General features: G+C 40.1%; 9 protein-coding genes. 8 read left to right on the forward strand and 1 reads right to left on the reverse strand.

Annotation, left to right across the window (positions count from 1 at the left end):
- Positions 1-77: 77 nt before the first annotated feature.
- Positions 78-2,417, reverse strand: a complete 2,340-nt coding sequence (locus D0T85_RS15380; protein ID WP_163214413.1) for a beta-galactosidase — start codon at positions 2,415-2,417, stop codon at positions 78-80.
- Between the two features lie 190 nt (positions 2,418-2,607).
- On the opposite strand from D0T85_RS15380, the gene D0T85_RS15385 reads away from it, so the two are divergent.
- The 8 genes from D0T85_RS15385 (at position 2,608) to D0T85_RS15420 (ending at position 21,115) form a co-directional block, all read left to right on the forward strand.
- Positions 2,608-6,645 carry a hybrid sensor histidine kinase/response regulator transcription factor gene (locus D0T85_RS15385; protein WP_163214414.1) on the forward strand — a complete coding sequence of 1,346 codons (4,038 nt, stop codon included), beginning with the start codon at positions 2,608-2,610 and terminating at the stop codon, positions 6,643-6,645.
- Between the two features lie 693 nt (positions 6,646-7,338).
- Entirely contained in the window at positions 7,339-12,879 is a 5,541-nt protein-coding gene (locus D0T85_RS15390) for a carboxypeptidase-like regulatory domain-containing protein (protein WP_163214415.1), read from the forward strand.
- 98 nt (positions 12,880-12,977) lie between these two features.
- Positions 12,978-13,859, forward strand: coding sequence for a protein adenylyltransferase Fic (fic, locus tag D0T85_RS15395; protein ID WP_163214416.1), 882 nt, complete (start codon positions 12,978-12,980; stop codon positions 13,857-13,859).
- A gap of 17 nt (positions 13,860-13,876) precedes the next feature.
- The gene (locus D0T85_RS15400; protein ID WP_163214417.1) at positions 13,877-15,148 is read left to right on the forward strand and encodes a hypothetical protein; all 1,272 of its coding nucleotides are present in this window, start codon (positions 13,877-13,879) and stop codon (positions 15,146-15,148) included.
- Positions 15,149-15,164: 16 nt separating this feature from the next.
- Positions 15,165-16,307, forward strand: coding sequence for a tetratricopeptide repeat protein (locus D0T85_RS15405; protein ID WP_163214418.1), 1,143 nt, complete (start codon positions 15,165-15,167; stop codon positions 16,305-16,307).
- Positions 16,308-16,324: 17 nt separating this feature from the next.
- Positions 16,325-18,223 carry a 1-deoxy-D-xylulose-5-phosphate synthase gene (gene dxs / locus D0T85_RS15410; RefSeq protein WP_163214434.1) on the forward strand — a complete coding sequence of 633 codons (1,899 nt, stop codon included), beginning with the start codon at positions 16,325-16,327 and terminating at the stop codon, positions 18,221-18,223.
- Positions 18,224-18,315: 92 nt separating this feature from the next.
- Positions 18,316-19,656 carry a Trk system potassium transporter TrkA gene (gene trkA, locus D0T85_RS15415; protein ID WP_163214419.1) on the forward strand — a complete coding sequence of 447 codons (1,341 nt, stop codon included), beginning with the start codon at positions 18,316-18,318 and terminating at the stop codon, positions 19,654-19,656.
- A 7-nt stretch (positions 19,657-19,663) separates the two neighbouring features.
- Positions 19,664-21,115: a TrkH family potassium uptake protein gene (locus D0T85_RS15420; RefSeq protein WP_203558500.1), complete on the forward strand. Its 1,452-nt coding sequence runs from the start codon at positions 19,664-19,666 to the stop codon at positions 21,113-21,115.
- Positions 21,116-21,160 lie beyond the last annotated feature (45 nt).

The raw sequence follows: 21,160 nt of genomic DNA on the forward strand, positions 1-21,160 counted from the left end.
GAGCTATAACTCCTAAGGAGCAAAGCTCCTGATAACTCCCTTTAACTCCTTCCATTCTTGATCATGAATATACTTTTTTACAACTTGAATTTACTCATCTTCACATAAACCTGGTAATCCTTAATCATACCTGGCTTATTGGCCTCCATACGGGGCAGATATTCAAATCCGGTAACAACTTTATCTTCACCCAGATCAATCACAAGCTGATGTGGAAATGGGTCTTTGTTTATTGAATAGGATGTATGCCAGATTGTTGATTCCTGCAGATCGAACACATTGCTAGCTATGTTATTAGCCTCTTCGGCCTCTTCACTATCGGCATACACAACTTTCCAGTGCTGACGGGAGAGACGTTCGCCATTTTCGCCCAGCAATTCCAACTCGGCAATAGCAGCAAAATCATCTTTACCGTGTGAGCTCAGTGCTTCCAGACAGAAGTAGCGGGTTTCGTGAGCTTTGCCGAAAGTTACTTTCTGCCAACCGTTACCGGGTTTAAAGCTTCCTTTATGAACAGGAGTTTCGCCGGATAGGTCAAGGTTCTCATGTGCTTTGCGATGTTTGTAGGCTCCATTACCACGTTGTACATCCAGTATGGGTTGCAATAATCCTTCTGTAGTAGCTGTTGTTGGGCCAACCAGATCGAAGATTATAATCTCATTTTCTCCTTTTTTCAACCAGCAACCGGGCATGAATAATGTTTGCTGCGGACCGATTTCCCAGAAACGGCCCAGGTTGTGTCCGTTCACATAAACCATTCCCTTGCGCCAGTTCATCATGTTAATAAAGGTATCGCCGGTTTTGTCTAAGTTGAATGTAGCTTTGTAGTAAGCGGGTGTATTCTCTTTGGCAGGGGTAGCGGCATACTTCTTATCCTTTGCAAATGTATAATCAACCGGTATGTTATAAACCTGCCAGTTTTTCAACTCGGTAGTGCCTTTCTCGTTTTGTACTTCTACCTTTTCGGTAATACCTTTCCAGTCGTAAATTCCTTTACCGAAGTTCATACGGCCCATGGCTTCAACAAGGATATCAAGTACAGCACCTTCGCGTACGGGAGGTATTGGAATAACTCCTTCACCTTTTAAACGGTTCATCACTCCTACCCTTTCGCCATCAATATAAATCTGTGCCCAGTCGTGTGCTTCGGTCACTCTCAGGAATTGCTTCACATCCGATTTCGACAATGTTGTACGATACAGAATGCTTCCCCATCCCTGATCAAAGAACTCCATCGAACGGATATTTTCGCTGACTTTAGGTTCGGGCAGATTATCAAACAAAGGTGCTACCTGCTCAAATTTAATTTCGGGAATGCTAATTACCGGCAAAGAATCGGGTATGGCAGGCAGTGTTTGCCCTTCGGGCAGATAGTTTGCCAACAGGTTTCTTACTTCCATGTATTTGGGCGTTACTTTACCCGATTCGTTAATAGGGGCATCGTAATCGTAAGAGGTACATGTAGGCGAGAAATTAGGGAAGTTGGCTCCGGCCCAGTGTCCGAAACTGGTTCCACCATGTGTCATATATAAGCTGAAAGATATATTCTTATCAAGCATTTCTTTCATACCCTGTACCAAGGCCTGTGCACTGCGGGTTTCGTGTTTGGCACCCCAATGGTCGAACCAACCCGACCAGAACTCACTACACATTAATGGTGTTTCGGGACGCAACTCTTTCAAGCGTTTAAATTGTTCGTCAATGTTTGCTCCGGTTCCGAAGTTGATTGTCCACAACAGATCGTCGAGTGCATTGTTTTCAAAGTTAGAGTTCCAGTCGCACTGAAACAGAGGTACGGAGTTAAAACCGGACTCCCTTACAATATCGCGTATCTCGGCAACATAGGGTTTATCTGTTCCGTAAGCACCGTATTCGTTTTCAACCTGCACCATCAGGATGTTACCGCCTTTATCAAGCTGTAAGTTGCCTAGTTGCTTTCCTACTTCGGCCATAAATATCCGTACACGTTCCATGTAGTATGGGTCCTGAACGCGTAAACCAATATCTTCTTTTTTCAGAAGCCACCAGGGCAGTCCGCCCATTTCCCACTCGGCACACACGTAAGGACCGGGACGTACAATTACATACATGTCGTGCTTTTGTGCCAACTTGCAGAATTCGGCTACATCGTTATTGCCTGTAAAGTTGAACTTGCCTTCTTCGGGTTCGTGAATATTCCAGAAGATGTACAGGCAGATGGTGTTCATACCAAGGGATTTACACATTTGTATACGATGTTCCCAATACTCCCGGGGAATACGGGGATAATGAATTTCGGCAGCTTTAACCACAAAAGGTTCATTGTTTAAAAGAAAAGTGTTTTTTCCTACCGAGAATGTTTCTTGCTTTTTGTTTCCTGTACAAGAAAACAGCAATAACGCAGACAGGATAGTAAGGCAGATAATAAGTTGTTTCATATAAGTTATGAGTTATGAGTTTTGAGACCTTTGCAAAAATAACATTAAATAAGTAATGAGTAGGTTGAGTAATGTATCATAAAGGATGAAAAATAAGTCAAATTACATAGGTAAATCATGCATTGCACCATCTGCTGCTCCTTGAATCCGATTTTTATATTATATTTGAAACACATACTACAAATATTTTATGCGACAGTTACTACTATCAATCTTCATTATAATCTCTATCGGATTATCTGCTCAATCTAATCCTGTTGTTCAGTTAGGTATTGAACAGGGTCTTTCAAACAATTCCATAGTTAGCATTACACAAGACCGGGATGGCTTTCTGTGGTTTGCCACAGAAGAAGGATTAAACAAGTTCGATGGAGCCCGATTCATTAGTTACTATAAACATACACAAAGCATTAGTGGTAACGAACTTAATCGCATTTATGCCGATCCCGAAGAGCCGGTTATCTGGATAGCAACCCAACGTGCCGGATTCAATGCTTATAACTACGAAACCAATTCGCTTAAGGTTTATACCCACAAAGACGATATGCCGAACAGCCTTGTTACCAACGATATTACCGATATTAAACCTTCGGCCGACGGCAACCTGTGGATCAGCACTTATCACCGTGGGGTGGAGTATTTCAATAAGAAGAATGGAGAGTTTACACATTACAATACTTCCCTGCTGCCTAATCTTTGCTCGGATAATGTTTGGACCATTATGGACGATCATAACGGTAAACTATACATTGGCCATGTGATGCATGGGATGAGTATTCTCTCACTGAAAGACAGAAGAATAAAACATTATAAACACAACCCCAATCTTCCGGGTAGCATACCGGGTGATGATGTGCGCTGTATCTATAAGGATACCAATAACAATATATGGGTAGGAACAAACAGAGGGTTGGCACTCTTCAACGAAGAAACAGGTACCTTTGTTATGCCGGAAAAGTCGCCCAATGGCCTGATATCATCAAACATATTTGAGATTCTGCAAACAGATGATAATAAGTTATGGATAGGAACCGAATTGAATGGTATCTACATTATCGACCTGAAACAACATTACTTTATAAATCCGGGACAACTACACATTCAACATTTCACCATTGGGCATAATGTATATAGTTTATCTAATCCTACGGTACGTAGTATATATCAGGATAATTTCCGAAACATGTGGATAGGTACTTACGGTGGAGGTATCAATTTTATTGGCAATACTCCTCCCCTATTCAATGCGCATACTTACTCTCCCCTGATTGACGATCTGAATAGTTTAAACAACCGGGTGGTACTGAGTTTATGTACCGATGAGCAAGACAGGTTGTGGATAGGAACCGACGGCGGTGGTATCAATGTGTTTGAGAAAGGAAAGCGGGTAGCCATATTCAATGAAGAAGGCGGCCAGTTAACACACAACTCGGTACTGTCTGCCAAAAGAGATTCGGAAAACAATATATGGCTGGGTACTTTTTGGGGTGGAGTAAACTTCTATAATAGCAAAACCAAGCAGTTTAAAGCCATTCCGTTAAACGGACGAAACAACCAGGATGTGCGTACTTTTTTTGAAGACGAATACAAAAGAATGTGGATAGGAACCAACCTGGGAGTTTTTGTGGTAGATATAAAAACACAACAGGTTATTGCCCATTACAATAACGAAAAAGATAACCTACCCGAAGACCTGGTGCGTAGCATTAACAAGGATAACAATGAGCAGATATGGATTGGCACTTTTGGACAGGGCTTGGGCATTTACACCGCCGATATGAAACCGGTAGCTACTTTAAACGAGCATAACGGTTTTTGCTCCAATACCATTAACTACATCTATAAAGATTCGGAGGGACGTATGTGGATAGGAACCGGTGAGGGACTGGCTTGTTTTCCTAACCCTAAATCACTGGAATATAAAGTTTATGAACGCAAGGACGGAATGCAGAATACTTTTATCTGCGCCATCACCGAAGACGAGAATAGCAACATCTGGTTTAGTACCAATGCCGGAATAAGCAGTCTGCAAACCGGTAAAGGACTGTTCCTTAATTACAATTACTTTGATAAAATTCCGATGGGTAGCTTTACCATGACTGCCACCAACGATAAAAAAGGTAATATTTATTTCGGTTCCATAAACGGTGTCAGGTACTTTGATCCGCTTATTGTATTGAGCAATCGCGATGTACCACCAGCCACAATTACCGAGATGCATATTTATGCCCAACAATCTGCACCCGAAGATTCTAAAAATATAAATTATTTCAATAACCATAAACAGATAGAACTAAACTTCAAACAAAACACATTCAGCATCAATTTCAATGTTCAGGATTATTCTTTGGCCAACCAGGTTGATTACTCGTACCGCCTAAAAGGATTAGACGATTCCTGGTACACTGTTGACGAAAACAATGTAATGTTCCGCAACATTCTTCCTGGTAAATACGAGTTTCAGGTAAAAACCCGCATACGAAACCAGGAATGGAGCAATGAAATCAGTTCTTTGTTTATTCACATCACTCCGCCCCTGTGGCTTACGTGGTGGGCAAAAACGTTGTATTTTATAATAGCTACCACCATTGTGTTTATGCTATTATATGCTTACAAAAAGAAAGTCGATTTGCAGAGTTCGTACGAACTGGAAAAGAAAAACCACGAGCAAGAGCAAGAGTTGAACAACGAACGTTTACGTTTCTATACCAATATTGCTCACGAACTTCGCACACCTCTTACTTTGATTTTAGGTCCGTTAGAAGATTTGCAAAAAGATACCCAGCTAATGCCCAAGCAAACACAAAAGATATCTGTTGTGCACCAAAGTGCGTTGCGGTTGCTGAATCTTATCAATCAGATTTTGGAATTCCGCAAAACAGAAACCCAAAACAAAAAACTGTGTGTTAGCAAAAATAACATTGCTGCCATAGTTAAGGAGATAGGTTTTAAATATAAAGAGCTGAACCGCAAACCGGAAATTGATCTCTCTGTTGAAGTAGAGAACGATGATATGCCGTTGTTTTTTGATAAAGAGATTGTAAATATTGTACTCGATAACCTGATATCGAATGCTATTAAATATACCGACAGAGGCAAAATAGAAATAAATCTATATACCACTACTAAACAAGAGGTGTCTTATACGGAAATTCGGGTAAAAGATACTGGCCATGGTATTTCCCCGGATGAACTTTCGCAAATATTTAACAGGTACTATCAGGCAAAGAGCGATAAACAGGCATCGGGTACAGGCATTGGACTGGCATTGGTTAAAAACCTGATAGCTATTCACGAAGGCGAAATACGGGTAGAAAGTACCTTGAATGAGGGAAGCTGCTTCTGTTTTTCACTGCTTACTTACAATACATATCCCAATGCTTTACACAGTGAGCCCGAAAAGCCACGACCAGAAGAGGTTTCTGTGGATAATATAGAAAATACCGGCAACGATAAACCTATACTGCTTGTGGTAGAAGACAATCCGGATATCCGGGATTATATAAACGATTCATTCTGCGATACGTTCGAGGTATATACAGCCAACGAAGGCGAGAGTGGTTATCAGGCAGCAATTGCACATATACCCGATATTATTGTTAGCGACATTATGATGCCAGGCATGAATGGTATTGCACTCACTAAAATTATTAAAGAAGATGTACGTACCAGCCATATTCCGGTGATTTTGCTTACAGCAAAAGACTCTTTACAGGATAAAGAAGAGGGATATGAGTCGGGTGCCGATTCGTATTTAACCAAACCATTTAGTGCAACTTTGTTACGTAGCCGGATAAACAACCTGTTAGAAGGCCGGAAGAAACTGGCTAATCAATTCAGTTCAAACATAAAGGCAGAGGATGATAAAAGTATTAAATTCAAAGAGTCGCTTACCCAACTGGATAATGATTTTCTGCAAAGCATAACCAAACTAATTGAAGATAATCTGGAATCCGAAAAGATAGATATTGGTTACCTGTCGGACAAAATGTTTATGAGTAGTTCAACTCTTTATCGAAAAATTAAAGCCCTCACCGGAGTATCTACTAACGAATTTGTACGCAAAATCAAAATGCGAAACGCAGAAAGACTTCTGCTTGAGGGTAAATTTACTATTACAGAAGTATCTTTCAGGGTTGGAATGAACAGCCCGGTTTACTTCAGGCAATGTTTTAAGGAAGAGTTTGGAGTAACTCCTTCCGAGTATCTGAGAAGATTAAAGGAATAGGTAGTCCCAAAGAAAAACTGCAACAAACAAAAGAATACCCAAAGCAACGGTCGTTGAATTTCCGTTGCAACAATAGAAAAGAAGAGAAAAGAAAAGAAAAGAAGAGAACATAACATAACATAACATCAGAAAAAGCAGAATAAAAAGAAACTGCTGCTGTTGATGGTAAAGGCGCAAAGGATGAAGGCGCGAAGGCGCGAAAGGATGAAGGCGCGAAGGCACGAAAGGATGAAGGCGCGAAGGCGCGAAAGGATGAAGGCACGAAAGCTTTTGCACTTTTACCTTTCGCGCCTTCATGCCTTCGCGCTTTCGTGCTATATAGACCGAAAGCTCAATGCTATATAGACCGAAGAGTCGAAGCTATATAGCATTGACCCTCAGAGGTATATAGCATTCAACGGCAAAGCTATATAGAACAAATTAATCCAGGTATTTAAAAATCTGCGCAATGTTTTAGCCACAGATGACACAGGATAATAGCAACAGTTTAATTAACTTCTTTTAAATATTTATTTTAGTATTTCTTTCCATTTCTCGCCATTTCTTTCCATTTCTCGCCATTCACTATTTTCGATGCTATATTTTTGCAGTGTTAAAAAAATGGGCGGGCAATTTGGGGGTATCCATTTTGTGCATTGTCATACAAGTATCAAATTTAATTCCTAATTTTGAATGATAAACAACGACATTAATATGAATTCACTGCAAAAAGCATCTGCTTTAGTACTTTTCATAGTACTATCAATTGCATCTTATGCACAGAGCGACTGGAAGTTAGGGCCCGACGAAACATTTGTTTTTGAAATCAATAACAAAGAAGCACTCAAACTTTTAAAAACCAATACCTACAAAGGGATAGTAAAAACCATGCTTCATTCGCCTAAAGGATCGTTTACCGGCAAATCATGGACAAATACTCCGGAGCAAGGACATTTTATTTATGTAAACATACATAAAAACAAAGTAGATTATAGTTACCACCCCATTATACCGTTTCAGGTTTTCTTGTTCAAGGAGTATGGTGTACTTACTTTACAAGTGGTTGATAACGATGGAAACATAAGGCGCGATGCAAAAGTAAAGCTTGAAAGAGACCGGGTACCTTACGACCCAGCCAGCCAAACGTATACCGTTAACGATGAATCCGACAAAGAAAAGCGTATTCTTACTGTTGAATTGAACAAATTCCAGGCTGTATTTGATTTGCAGAAACATTTTGTTAATCCTTACTGGAACAATGATGATGACGATGAAGATGACCGTCCGGATTTCTACAGCTATCTTATTACTGATAAGAATAAATACAAACCGGGCGAAACTATCCGCTTTAAATCTTATGCACTTACCGGACGGAAAACTCCCATCAAAAAAGACCTCGAAGTATGGATGAGAACCTCGAACCGTAGTTGGTCGTATAAAAAAGTGGGCACTGTAAGTCCGCATCATCCGGGAGGATTTGCAGGAGAAATTCATTTGCACGATTCGTTGGAACTGCTACTCGACCAGCATTACAGTTTCCATCTGAAAGATCAGAAAGGAAGGTTTGTAGCACAAACCAATTTCCTTTACGAAGATTATGAATTGTACGATAATAGTCTGAATATAAATCTATCAGCAAATCGCCACTACTACCCCAACACCAATAAGCTCGAAATAGCAGCAACCGATGTTAACGGGCTTTTCCTGCCCGATATGAAAGCCAGTGTAACCATCTTGCGGCGGAACGTACTAACATCATACACCGATATTTTAATGCTGCCCGATACACTTTATAACCAGGATATAGATCTTGATTCTTCAGGGCCTACAACAATAGATATTCCGGCTTCGCTGTTCAAAGAATCGGATTGCGAATATCTTATTAATGTATTGGCATTTACACCCGATAACCAACGGATGGAAAGAAATACTTATGCCACTTTTTTCCGTTCGAGCTACGATATACTACAAACAATCGAGGGTGATGAAATATGTTTTTCTTTCCACGAACTGGGAGTTGAAAAGAATGTTGAAGCCGAAATATCTTATGGAGACAACGAATTGTACAAACGGGTAACTTTACCATATCGCGAAAAGTTCGATCAGAAGATAGACTACTATTCAGTAAAGGTGCCACAGTACTGTAAATCATTTAGTACCTCTATGATTTATACCGGTTTGGAGTTGAATGGTGGTATTGAAAACGGCAAACTCGACCTCGAACTTATCAACCCACTTGGATTAAACTTTACCTGGTATTTGTACGAGGGAAACATCTTGATACAAAAAGGCGGACAAAAAGGGTTCGACTTTGTTCCACACAAAGCAATTGACGAAAACAAAACATACTACCTGGAGATATTTTATTATATAGGCGAAGAAGAGAGGGCATTCCGCCGTACATTCTCGGCAGACCCTAAACATTTGCGTATGGATGTAAACCTGCCTGAGCGTATTTACCCGGGACAAAAGGTAAATAGCACCATAACAGTGAAAGATTATAATGGAAAACCAATTCCCAATGTAGATATTACTGCTTTTGCCTATAATAGTTTGCTGAGGCATTATGTTCCCGATCTTCCTTACTATGGCAAAACATCCGAAGGCCGTGAACAGCGGGTAAGTTATAGCATGTCGCGCAAAAGCTTTCTTTATTCCGGCGATTTGGACTATAACTACTGGAAAACAAGAGCCGGATTAGACAAGCTGGAGTATTACCAGTTCCTTCACCCCACAGATTCCATGTTCAGATACGAAGTTGCAAGTCCGGATTATGTTACCCAGTTTGCCCCTTTTGTTATAGCAAATGGCGAACAGGTGGAAATCTATGTAATTGAAAGAAACGACACACCGATTTATTTCTCGTGGACAGAGCAACCCAAAGCCTACTCGTTTCCGGTAAATAGTTGGGGAAGACCAGAGAAGATTACCTTGCGCCTGTACGATCGTGCCATTGTATTCGACTCGCTCTACTTTGCGCATGGCAAAAAAACAATTCTGAGTATTGACTTTGATAATCTGCCTAAAGAAGCAAAATCTATTTACCTGGGAGGCTTCAGACATCACGAGCAGACAAGATATGAAAAGCTTATAGCCCGATTCCCGATAGCCAATACCAAAGAAGCAACTTATCTGCGGCGAGGCGTTGATAGTACGCTGGTTTATCACCCTATATTTGGCCACAGAAACCAAACTGTTTTGGTTGGCCCCATCCCCGAAGGTTATTCCAGCTACAATGGTGGTGTTCGCTACCGGCATGCCGGAGGTTACTCCTATCAGTTTGAGGATAATATTGTTTACCGTGAAAAGGAAAACAATCTTTTTCCACGTTCGTTATTTAAGTGTACATACGAAGACTTCCGCAACTTATACGATTTTTACTTTTCGCCAACAGTTTGGAATAATATCCTGATGGCAAACAAACGATCTGGTTTTATATGGCATCCGCAGTCCATACATATATCGCAGCAAAATATGGATATTAATCTCCGTTTGCCTGTAGAGGCCGATGCATCGGGAGTAGCCAATCTGTTGTTTCAACAAATAGATACGGATTCGATTATTTCGCCCGACCGTTTGGAGTATGGAACCCGCAAATTTACACAAATACCTTACGATACTTACCATGTTATTGTTCTGTATAATAATGGCAAGTATCTCCGCAAAGATTCGGTTTCGTTAAAGGCAAACACTTATCTTCAAGTGGATATGACTTCGGCACCGGTACACGAAAAAGATTCTATATCCGAACAATGGTTACTGTTAAATACTCATTCGGCTGCAATTGCCCAACGTTCGCTTATCAATACCTATCAAAACACCGAAACGTATATACGCCATACATTCCATCATCCTGCCACACTTAATGGAACAGGCAATGTAAGCGGATATGTGTACGATAGTTCCGGCGAACCACTTATTGGTGTAAGTGTACTGATAAGCGGTACTTCGCAAGGTACAATAACCGATATCGATGGTTACTTTAGTATCAATGTAACTTCGGAAAATGATGTGCTTGAATTCTTCTATATCGGATATAAGAAAAAAACGATAAAAGCAGACGGGAAATCAAAGCTATCGGTGGTACTGGAAGAAGACGATCTGGCATTAGATGAGGTTGTTGTAGTGGGATATGGTACACAAAGAAAATCAATGAGTAGTGCAGCTGCCGAAAAACCTGCGCCATCCGACACCCCAGCCGAAGAGTTTGAAGAATCGGATGATGATGTAGAAACCCAAGTAGCTGAAAAGAAACTATACAACGAACTACTTATGATGAACGGTTTGCGCCGGAACTTCTCCGATGTAGGTTTCTGGGAACCCAAGCTTTATACCGATAAGCTAGGACAGGCCGAGTTTACTGTAACATTCCCCGATAACATTACCCGTTGGGATGCAGTTATATATGCCATGAACCGCAAATTGCAAACAGCTACGTTCAGGCACTCCATCCGGTCGTACAAACCGTTAATGGGCGAACTCAAAACTCCCCAGTTCCTTACAGTAGGCGATTCGAGCTACTTCTCGGGAACCGTGCGCAATTATACCGGCGATGCTCAGATAGATGGTAAAATAGTATTTACCCATCAAGGCGATACACTTATAAACAAAGAGATTGATTTTAAAAACCTGCATACAGATAAACTATTGGTACATGTTCCTTGCGATACCGACAGCATAACCACACAATACATTTTCACCCGCAACGATGGTTATACTGATGGCGAAGAACGTAGCATTGTAATAGTACCTCAGGGTACAGAAGTTGCCGATGGTACATTGCAATTCCTTCGCAACGGAGAAACACATAACTTCCGGGCACATGATAATGAAGAAGTGCATCTTACCATAACCGGTAAACAACTCGATGTATATGTTAGCGCCATGCAATATCTGGGTGGTTACAAATATGCTTGCAATGAGCAACTTGCTTCTAAACTGATTGGTTTGCTCAACTACAAACTATATGCAGCTTATGCAGGAAAGAAATTCAATTACGATAAAGACATCAATCACATCATTAAAAGATTGGTTGGCAATCAGAATGACGAAAAGCTTTGGTCGTGGTGGGGACGTACTTCGAATACCTCTTATTGGATGTCGGCGCACATATTGCGTGCTTTGAATATGGCAAAGAAGGCCGGATATACGGTTGCACTGAACACACAAACCATTGAAACCAACTACAAGGATATTACATCTTATAGAAAGATCAATGTGTACAGGGATATTGAAACCCTTTATGCCTTGTCGGAAATAGGCGCTTCCGAAGATTATCTGGCTGCGGTTGATACGCTTCAGAAAGAGCTTCGCGTAGAAGAAATACGGTTGGATTCTATTGCAAAGGCACATAAATACACTCCTCATTCGCTACTGAAAGAAAAAATGATGCTTTGGGATATTCAGCAAAGACAAGGTGTTTCTGTAACCGATAGTTTGCGCCAATACCTGAAAGAAGATATCCTTGGTTTGGTTTACTGTGAAGATGATAAAAGCATTCGCAGTTGGTATTCAAACAAGATGCAATCTACCCTGATAGCTTATAACATGATAAAAAGAGATTCGGCACTTGTGCACCTTAAAGAGCCTATGCAAATGTATATTCTGGGTAGCCGGGAGTATGGCTGGAATACCTATCAGGCAGCAACTGTTGTATCTACCGTATTGCCCGATTTGTTGGAAGGAACAGGAACCCAAAATCAGCCTGCCAATATACAACTCAAAGGCAAGTATAACGAGGAGGTAACAACATTCCCATTCCAAACAACTCTTCTGCCGGGCGAAGAACTGGAGGTTAAGAAAATAGATGGGATTCCGTTAATATACAGTGTTCATAGTTATAAACGGGTAACCGAAGCCTCTGATAGCAAAGCATTTGATGTTACCACTACTTTAGAAACGGAAACTCTTACGGCAGGTATTCCTGTTAAAATGAGGGTAGATGTAACTGTAAAACAGGAAGGCGCAGAACATGTTATGATTGAGATTCCTCTTCCTGCCGGATGCAGCTATGCTTCTAAATGGAGTTATAATTATTACTATTACGGTACAGAAACGCATCGTGAATATTTCAAAGAGAAAACTTCCATCTTCTGCGAAAAGCTACCGCAGGGTAAGTATCATTTCATTATTGAATTGTTGCCGCGGTATACAGGTAACTACATATTGAATCCTGCCAAAGTAGAGTTGATGTATCAACCGGTGATTCATGCAAATAATGATATGAGGGAGGTTAGGATTGAGGAAAGAGAGTAATTATGTTTAAAAGAATGCCACATGGGAAATTTGTTCAACGAAGATTGAGTCTAATTGGTTAATGGATATTATCTTTGCAAGTAGACTTTTTATTTGAGATGAATAATAACAAAATATCAATTCGTTTTTTCAATGACCATGAAGTTCGTGCTATTTGGGACGACGAGAACAGTAAATGGTGGTTTTCTGTTTTAGATATTGTTGCTGTTCTTACAGGTCAAGATGATTATTCAAAAACACGAAACTATTGGAAATACCTCAAAAATAAGCTTCGGAAGGAGAAGAATGAGTTGGTTAGTGGCACTAACCAACTCAAATTATTAGCTTCTGATGGAAAGAAATATTTAACAGATACTCTTGATAGTGAAGGCGTTATTCTACTTGCAAAGAATTTCCCCAATAATAAAGCTGCTAAATTTCTTGATTGGTTTACATATAGCGACAATAGTATTGATGGACAAAGCAGAAAAAAAGCTTATACATTTTTCGAAAGTAACCTCATTTGTGAAGAAGAAATAGGAACAACCAAAAGTTTACAGCAAATTCATGCCTACTTATTTGGTGGACTTTATGATTTCGCTGGGCAAATAAGGCAGAAGAATATTTCAAAAGGTGGTTTTCAGTTTGCTGTGTCGCACTTTTTAGGTAATACCTTAAAGCAGATAGAACGAATGCCAGAAAACACCTTTGAGGAAATTGTTGATAAATACGTTGAAATGAATATTGCCCACCCATTCATGGAAGGCAATGGACGAAGCACACGAATTTGGTTGGATTTGATTTTTAAGAAACAACTAAAACGTTGTGTGGATTGGAGTAAGATCAACAAAAAAGATTATTTAAGTTCAATGATGCAAAGTTCTATAGATAGTACAAGGCTAAAAAGCTTATTAAAGAATGCTCTTACTCATGAAATCAACAGTCGTGAAATGTTTATGAAAGGGATTGATTATTCATACTATTATGAAGAAAACGAATAGCAAAAAACACACTACAAATGAATAAAATATTCTTTTTACACTTCTTTTTATTGTTTATCATACTTCAGATAACAGCTTGCACCCCAAAGGGAATAGAAGGTAGATGGGTTGCTAAAGATGGCTCATATATCTTTTTACACGAAGATGGGCGTTTCGATGCATCTTTACACTCTGACGATTCTTACTTCTATGGCGATTGGGCTATTGAAGATGATACAATCTTGGTATTAGAAGGGCAGGCAAGCCGAAGACTGAAAAACGACCTGAATCGATATTTGGGATTAGGTACCAGTTCGTATACTGTATACAAATTGAAAGGATATACAAACGACAGTTTATACCTGGATATGTATAACAACACAACTGGCAATTACTTAAAAGAATATCAATATCACGAAACACCGGATGTATACCCCATTACATTTGCCCGGCAAAAGGTGAAACCGGTAGAACCGGAACTGCAATATTGGACCAAAGAAAGGAATCTGTGGAGAAACCAGTCGGAAGATATGGAACACCCACTGATGAGTCACGAAAGAAAAAACAGGGAAGCCTTACGTTTTGCTATATCGTACCTTACATATTATACACAAGTACAAAAAATAGAAGCACCTTTAAGTGCCATTGTACTCCCCCTGCATCCAACCAAAGGTGCAGGCTATTCATATTTCGACAGTCATCGGTTTGGTGAAGTTTCGGGCAATTGGAATACAATTTATGATAGTCGCGGTGTTGCTGCTGAAGCTGCATGGTATTTCAGATGGATATACGAGCATACCGATGTAGATGTATTAGTAGATAGTGTGGAAGGACTTAACGAAAAACTTTTGTTTACCTTAGAGTATTATCTGGAAAACTTGGGTAAAGCAGAAGCAGAACGTGCCCGCCTGAAACAACTATATGAAGAAGATACAATTCGAGATACAATACCCCTATTACGTTTCGAAGTCAGCCCTGCAAAAAAGCTGAAAACCCGTCAGGATATTATAGATGCATTAAATTATCGGATTGACCTCGAAATAAAGAAAATGAAATTGTATCGGACTATGTTTAGTGATTTCGGATTCTTTGGTTACTTGCCATTTAAAATACCATATAGTAAAGAAATAGAAAAGAAAAATGAAGTATATGACGATTGGTGGCTTACTTTTGAAGATAAACATAGTATCGCAATTACAATGCTTTATGAGGCGTTCGATCAGGTAGTGGCCAAACCAAGGGAGGAGTATATGTATATAGAAGATAGGTATATTGATATAATGGAACAGATAAAGAGGAATTTAAAATAAACTTAAAAACAATTGTATGGGCACAAATAACCTAAAAATACTACTTTATTTCTTTCTATTTATTCTTGGAAGCGCATGCCATTCCTCGGGCCCGGTGAAGAGAGAACTGGCACTGGCCGATTCATTAATGGAAGAAAACCCCGACACAGCTATGTACTTATTGCAAACCATAGTTAATCCCGAAATAATGTCGGAAGAAGAGTACGCTATCTATTGCTTGCTTACCACACAAGCTGCCGATCTGACAAATGTGTCCCATACATCGGATGAATTGATAACAGTAGCAGTTAATCATTTTAAATCAAGCAATAACCTTACCCTGCGTGCAAAGTCTCATTACTATATGGCACGGGTAAAAGAAGATATGCAGGAACCAATTCCGGCAGAAGAACATTACCTGCTGGCTGCCACAGCAATGGAGAAAACAAAAGACTATAAACAAACCGGGGCTATCTATACCCACATCAGTGAGTTTTATCTGCAAGCAGGAAGGTACGAAGACTCACATGCTATGCAGCAGAAAGCCTACAATAACTATTTGCTGGCTGCACGCGAAGAAAGGAATTTATCTCCGTTTATCATCTTTTTACCCATTGTTATTATAAGCATTTTGTTGTTCTTCCTTATACGCTACCAGTTGTTTCTTCGGAAAGAGAAAAAGCATTTAGAGAAACAGGAAAAACAACTCAGTACCGCCCGTGTTACTATAGAAACACAGCGAACAGAGTTAAACCACCTGAAACGTGAATTAAAGGCTGTACAGAAAAACATCTATAACTCGTCGGGAATTGTGCAAAAGGTGCGGATGTTTAATAATATCCCTGTTACATCTAAAGAGAAACCAACACTCACAGAACTCGAATGGAACCAATATCTCAATATTTTAGACGAAACTTTCGGTTTTGTTTCTTCTCTAAGGAAAAGCTATCATAAACTTACAGATATTGATATCCGGATTTGTGCATTGTTGCGCGAAGGTATTTCGACTGCGCATATAAGTACAGTTATGAGTATGACACCCGATACCTTGAGCCGCCGGATGCAACGGATTAAAAGCGAAAAGATGAATAAGGCGAAATCGCCTTATTCATTGGATGTGATTTTACAAGATACTTCACTTTTATTGTCCCTTTCAGTAAATTATTCTAAATTTGCATGAAATTCGCTTTAGAAATAATGGAGAACGAGACATATAACTTACTGAACGGTATTTCCTTTCCGGATGATCTACGTAAATTGAACGTTGACGATCTACCAGAAGTATGCCGAGAGTTAAGACAAGATATAATAAAAGAACTTTCATGCAACCCCGGGCATTTTGCAGCCAGTTTAGGAGTAGTAGAACTAACTGTAGCTTTGCATTATGTATATAACACCCCTTACGACCGTATTGTATGGGATGTAGGCCATCAAGCCTATGGGCATAAAATATTAACCGGACGGCGCGAAACGTTTTCAACCAACCGAAAGTTTAAAGGTATTCGTCCTTTTCCTTCACCCGAAGAGAGCGAATACGATACTTTTACCTGTGGCCATGCTTCCAATTCTATTTCGGTAGCCCTTGGTATGGCTGTAGCGGCCGAATATAAAGGAGAAAAAGACCGGCATGTAGTGGCCGTAATCGGAGATGGCTCTATGAGTGGTGGTCTGGCATTCGAAGGACTCAACAATACCTCGACTACTTCAAACAATCTTTTGATTATTCTGAACGATAACGATATGTCCATCGACCGCAGCGTTGGTGGAATGAAACAGTATCTGTTTAACCTTACAACCTCAAACAAGTACAACCAATTACGTTTCAGGATGTCTAAGATGTTGCACAAAATCGGAATACTGAACGAGAACCGACGCAAAATTCTGATTCGTTTTGGCAACAGCTTAAAGTCTTTACTGGCACAACAACAGAACATTTTCGAAGGAATGAACATCCGTTACTTTGGTCCGGTTGATGGGCATGATGTGAAAAACATTGCCCGCATTCTCAAAGATGTTAAAGACATGAAGGGGCCCAAAATACTCCATTTACATACCGTAAAAGGCAGAGGATTTGAACCGGCCGAGAAAGAAGCAACAATATGGCATGCCCCAGGTAAGTTCGATCCCGAAACCGGTGAACGCTATCAGATTAATACCGAAGGGATGCCTCCACTTTATCAAACCGTATTTGGTAATACATTGCTGGAACTGGCAAAAGCCAACGATAAGATAATGGGGATTACACCTGCCATGCCTAGCGGCAGCTCCATGAATATTATGATGAACGCCATGCCCGAAAGAGCCTTTGATGTTGGTATAGCCGAAGGACATGCAGTAACCTTCTCGGGCGGATTAGCCAAAGATGGGCTGTTACCTTTCTGTGCCATCTATTCATCATTTATGCAACGGGCTTACGACAATATTATACACGATGTGGCTATCCAAAACCTGAATGTAGTATTTTGTATAGACCGTGGCGGACTGGTAGGCGAAGATGGGCCCACACATCATGGTGTGTTCGATCTGGCATATCTGCGTCCTATTCCAAATCTTACAATATCTTCTCCAATGGACGAATGGGAGTTGCGAAACCTTATGTACACAGCCCAATTACCCGATAAAGGCCCATTTGCTATACGCTACCCCCGTGGCAGAGGAAACAAAACCGATTGGCAATCTCCATTCGAAGAAATTCAAATAGGAAAAAGCAGAAAACTTAAAGATGGCAAAGATATAGCAGTTATTACTATCGGACCGATAGGAACACTGGCCGAAAAAGCCATTGCACGTGCTGAAGAAGAAAAAGGAATCAGTATAGCACATTACGATTTGCGTTTTGTTAAACCTATCGACGAAGAAGCATTGCACGAAATAGGACGTAAATTCACAAAGATTGTCACTATTGAAGATGGTGTTGTTAAAGGCGGTATGGGAAGTGCCATACTCGAATTTATGTCGGACCATAATTATTACCCCATAATTAAACGCATTGGTGTGCCCGATAAGTTTATAGAACACGGTTCTGTTCCCGAACTTTATAATTTATGCGGCATGGATGAAGAAGGGATTTATAGAGTTTTGAGTGATGAGTTTTGAGTGATGAGTTAACGATGCCGAATGGAAACTCATCACTCAAAACTCAAAACTCACTACTCATAACTCACTACTCAAAACTCAAAACTCAAAGTATGAAGATAATAATAGCAGGTGCTGGTGAAGTAGGTACTCACCTGGCCAAATTGCTTTCGCGAGAGAAGCAAGATATAATTCTGATGGATGAGGATGAAGATAAACTATCACCTCTGAGTTCGAATTTTGATTTGATGACAGTAACTGCGTCTCCCACTTCCATATCCGGTTTAAAAGATGTAGGTATAAATGATGCAGAACTATTTATTGCCGTAACACCCGACGAAAGCCGTAACATTACCGCTTGTATGCTTGCTTCTAATCTGGGTGCTATTAAAACACTTGCCCGTATTGATAACTACGAATATCTGCTACCCAAAAACAAAGAGTTTTTCAGTAACCTGGGTGTACAATCGCTCATTTACCCCGAAATGCTGGCTGCTAAGGAAATAGTATCGTCCATGCGTATGAGCTGGGTAAGACAGTGGTGGGAGTTCTGTGGTGGTGCATTAATTCTTATTGGTGTAAAGATGCGCAGCAATGCCGAGATACTCAACATACCTTTACATAAACTGGGTGGTGCCAATACTCCTTATCATGTGGTTACCATAAAAAGAGGAAACAATACCATTATTCCCCGCGGTGATGACACATTGAAAGAAAACGACATTGTTTATTTTACCACCATGCGTAAATATGTTCCCTACATCCGCAAAATAGCAGGGAAAGAAAACACAGCCGATGTTCAAAGTGTTATGATTATGGGAGGAAGCCGTATAGCTGTTCGTACAGCTCAATACGCCCCCGACTATATGAAGATTAAAATCATAGAAAAAGATATTGATCGCTGCAATCGCTTAACCGAATTACTGGACGATCGTATTATGATTATTAATGGTGATGGCCGCGATATGGAACTGCTGCTCGAAGAAGGTATAAAGAATACCGATGCTTTTGTTGCTCTTACCGATAATGCCGAAACCAACATACTGGCCTGTTTGGCTGCCAAAAGAATTGGGGTAAGTAAAACCGTGGCCGAAGTAGAAAACATAGATTATATACACATGGCCGAAAGCCTTGATATTGGTAGTGTTATTAACAAAAAACTCATTGCTGCCAGCCATATATATCAGATGATGCTTCGTGCAGATGTATCTAACGTTAAGTGCCTTACCTTTGCCGATGCCGATGTTGCCGAGTTCAGTGTAAAAGAAGGTTCGCGCATAACCCGTCATCCGGTAAAAGACCTTGGACTCCCTAAAGGAACAACCATTGGTGGATTAATACGGAATGGCGAAAGTCAACTGGTAACCGGAGACACACTTATAAAACCGGGCGACCATGTTGTTGTATTCTGTTTGGATATGATGATAAAGAAAATCGAAAAGTTTTTTAGTTAAGCATACAATGATACACGCAAAAATGATATTCCGTATCATGGGGTTTCTTGTTTTGATAGAAACAGTTATGTTGCTATGTTGCATCGCAGTATCATTATTTTATAAAGAAGATGATTTACTGAGTTTTATCATAACAGCAGCAGTAACTCTGATAGCAGGAATTGCATTTTCTTTAGCCGGCAGAAATGCTGATAATCAGTTTGGTAAACGCGATGGTATTATTATCGTCAGCATATCATGGGTGGTGGTTTCTGCCTTCGGCATGCTTCCGTTTTATCTGAGTGGATATGTACCCAACATTACCAATGCCTTTTTCGAAGCCATGTCTGGTTTTACAAGTACAGGCAGTACAATACTTGATAACATTGAGGCCCTACCCCATGGATTATTGTTTTGGCGAAGCATAAGCCAATGGATTGGAGGATTGGGAATTGTGTTTTTTACCATTGCCGTACTCCCCATCTTTGGTGTAGGTAGTGTACAGCTATTTGCTGCCGAAACCAGCGGATTAACATACGATAAAGTTCACCCCCGCATAGGCGTAACAGCCAAATGGATTTGGAGCATCTACATTGGCCTAACAATAACCATTGCCATACTTTTATGGTTAGGAGGGATGGATGTATTTGATAGTATATGCCACTCTTTCACCACAGCCTCAACCGGAGGATATTCAACCAAACAGGCTAGCATAGGGTATTACAATTCACCATACATAGAGTATGTTATCTCTGTTTTTATGGTTGTATCGGGAGTAAATTTCTCTTTGCTCTTAATTCTTACCAAAGGTAAATTCAAAAAGTTTTTCAAAGATACCGAGTTGAAATGGTATTTAATATCAATAGGCTTATTAACCTTGTTTATAGCTGTTGGTCTTTATTATACTACAGGTTCAGGAGTGGAAGAGTCTTTCCGGAAATCATTTTTCCAAATAACCTCGCTCCATACATCAACAGGTTTTGCTACAACCGATTACATGCTTTGGAAACCCTTGTTCTGGGCTTTATTGGTAGTAGTAATGGTGGTTGGCGGCTGTGCAGGAAGCACCTCGGGTGGTATTAAATGTATTCGTATGATTATTCTTACTAAAATAGCAAGAAACGAATTTAAAAGAATAATCCATCCCAATGCCGTTTTGCCGGTAAGAATAAATGGTCAGGTTGCTCCTTCTTCTATTATAACCAGTGTATTAGCCTTTATCTTTGTATACCTGGTAATAATTGTTGTTAGTTGCCTAATAATGCTTGGCCTTGGTGTTGACTTTGTTGAGTCTATTGGTATTGTTGTTTCAAGTGTAGGTAATATGGGACCAGGCCTCGGTCTTACCGGACCAGCATATTCTTGGAACAGCTTGCCTGATGCTGCCAAGTGGATTTCTGCCTTCTTAATGCTTATTGGCAGACTGGAACTGTTTACTGTACTTATTTTGTTTACACGTAGTTTCTGGAAAAAGAGCTAGTTAGTAGATAGTAGATAGTAGATAGTAGATAGTAGCAATGAAGTG

The organism is Bacteroides sp. 519 (assembly GCF_010500955.1).
Taxonomy (GTDB): Bacteria; Bacteroidota; Bacteroidia; order Bacteroidales; family Bacteroidaceae; genus Bacteroides.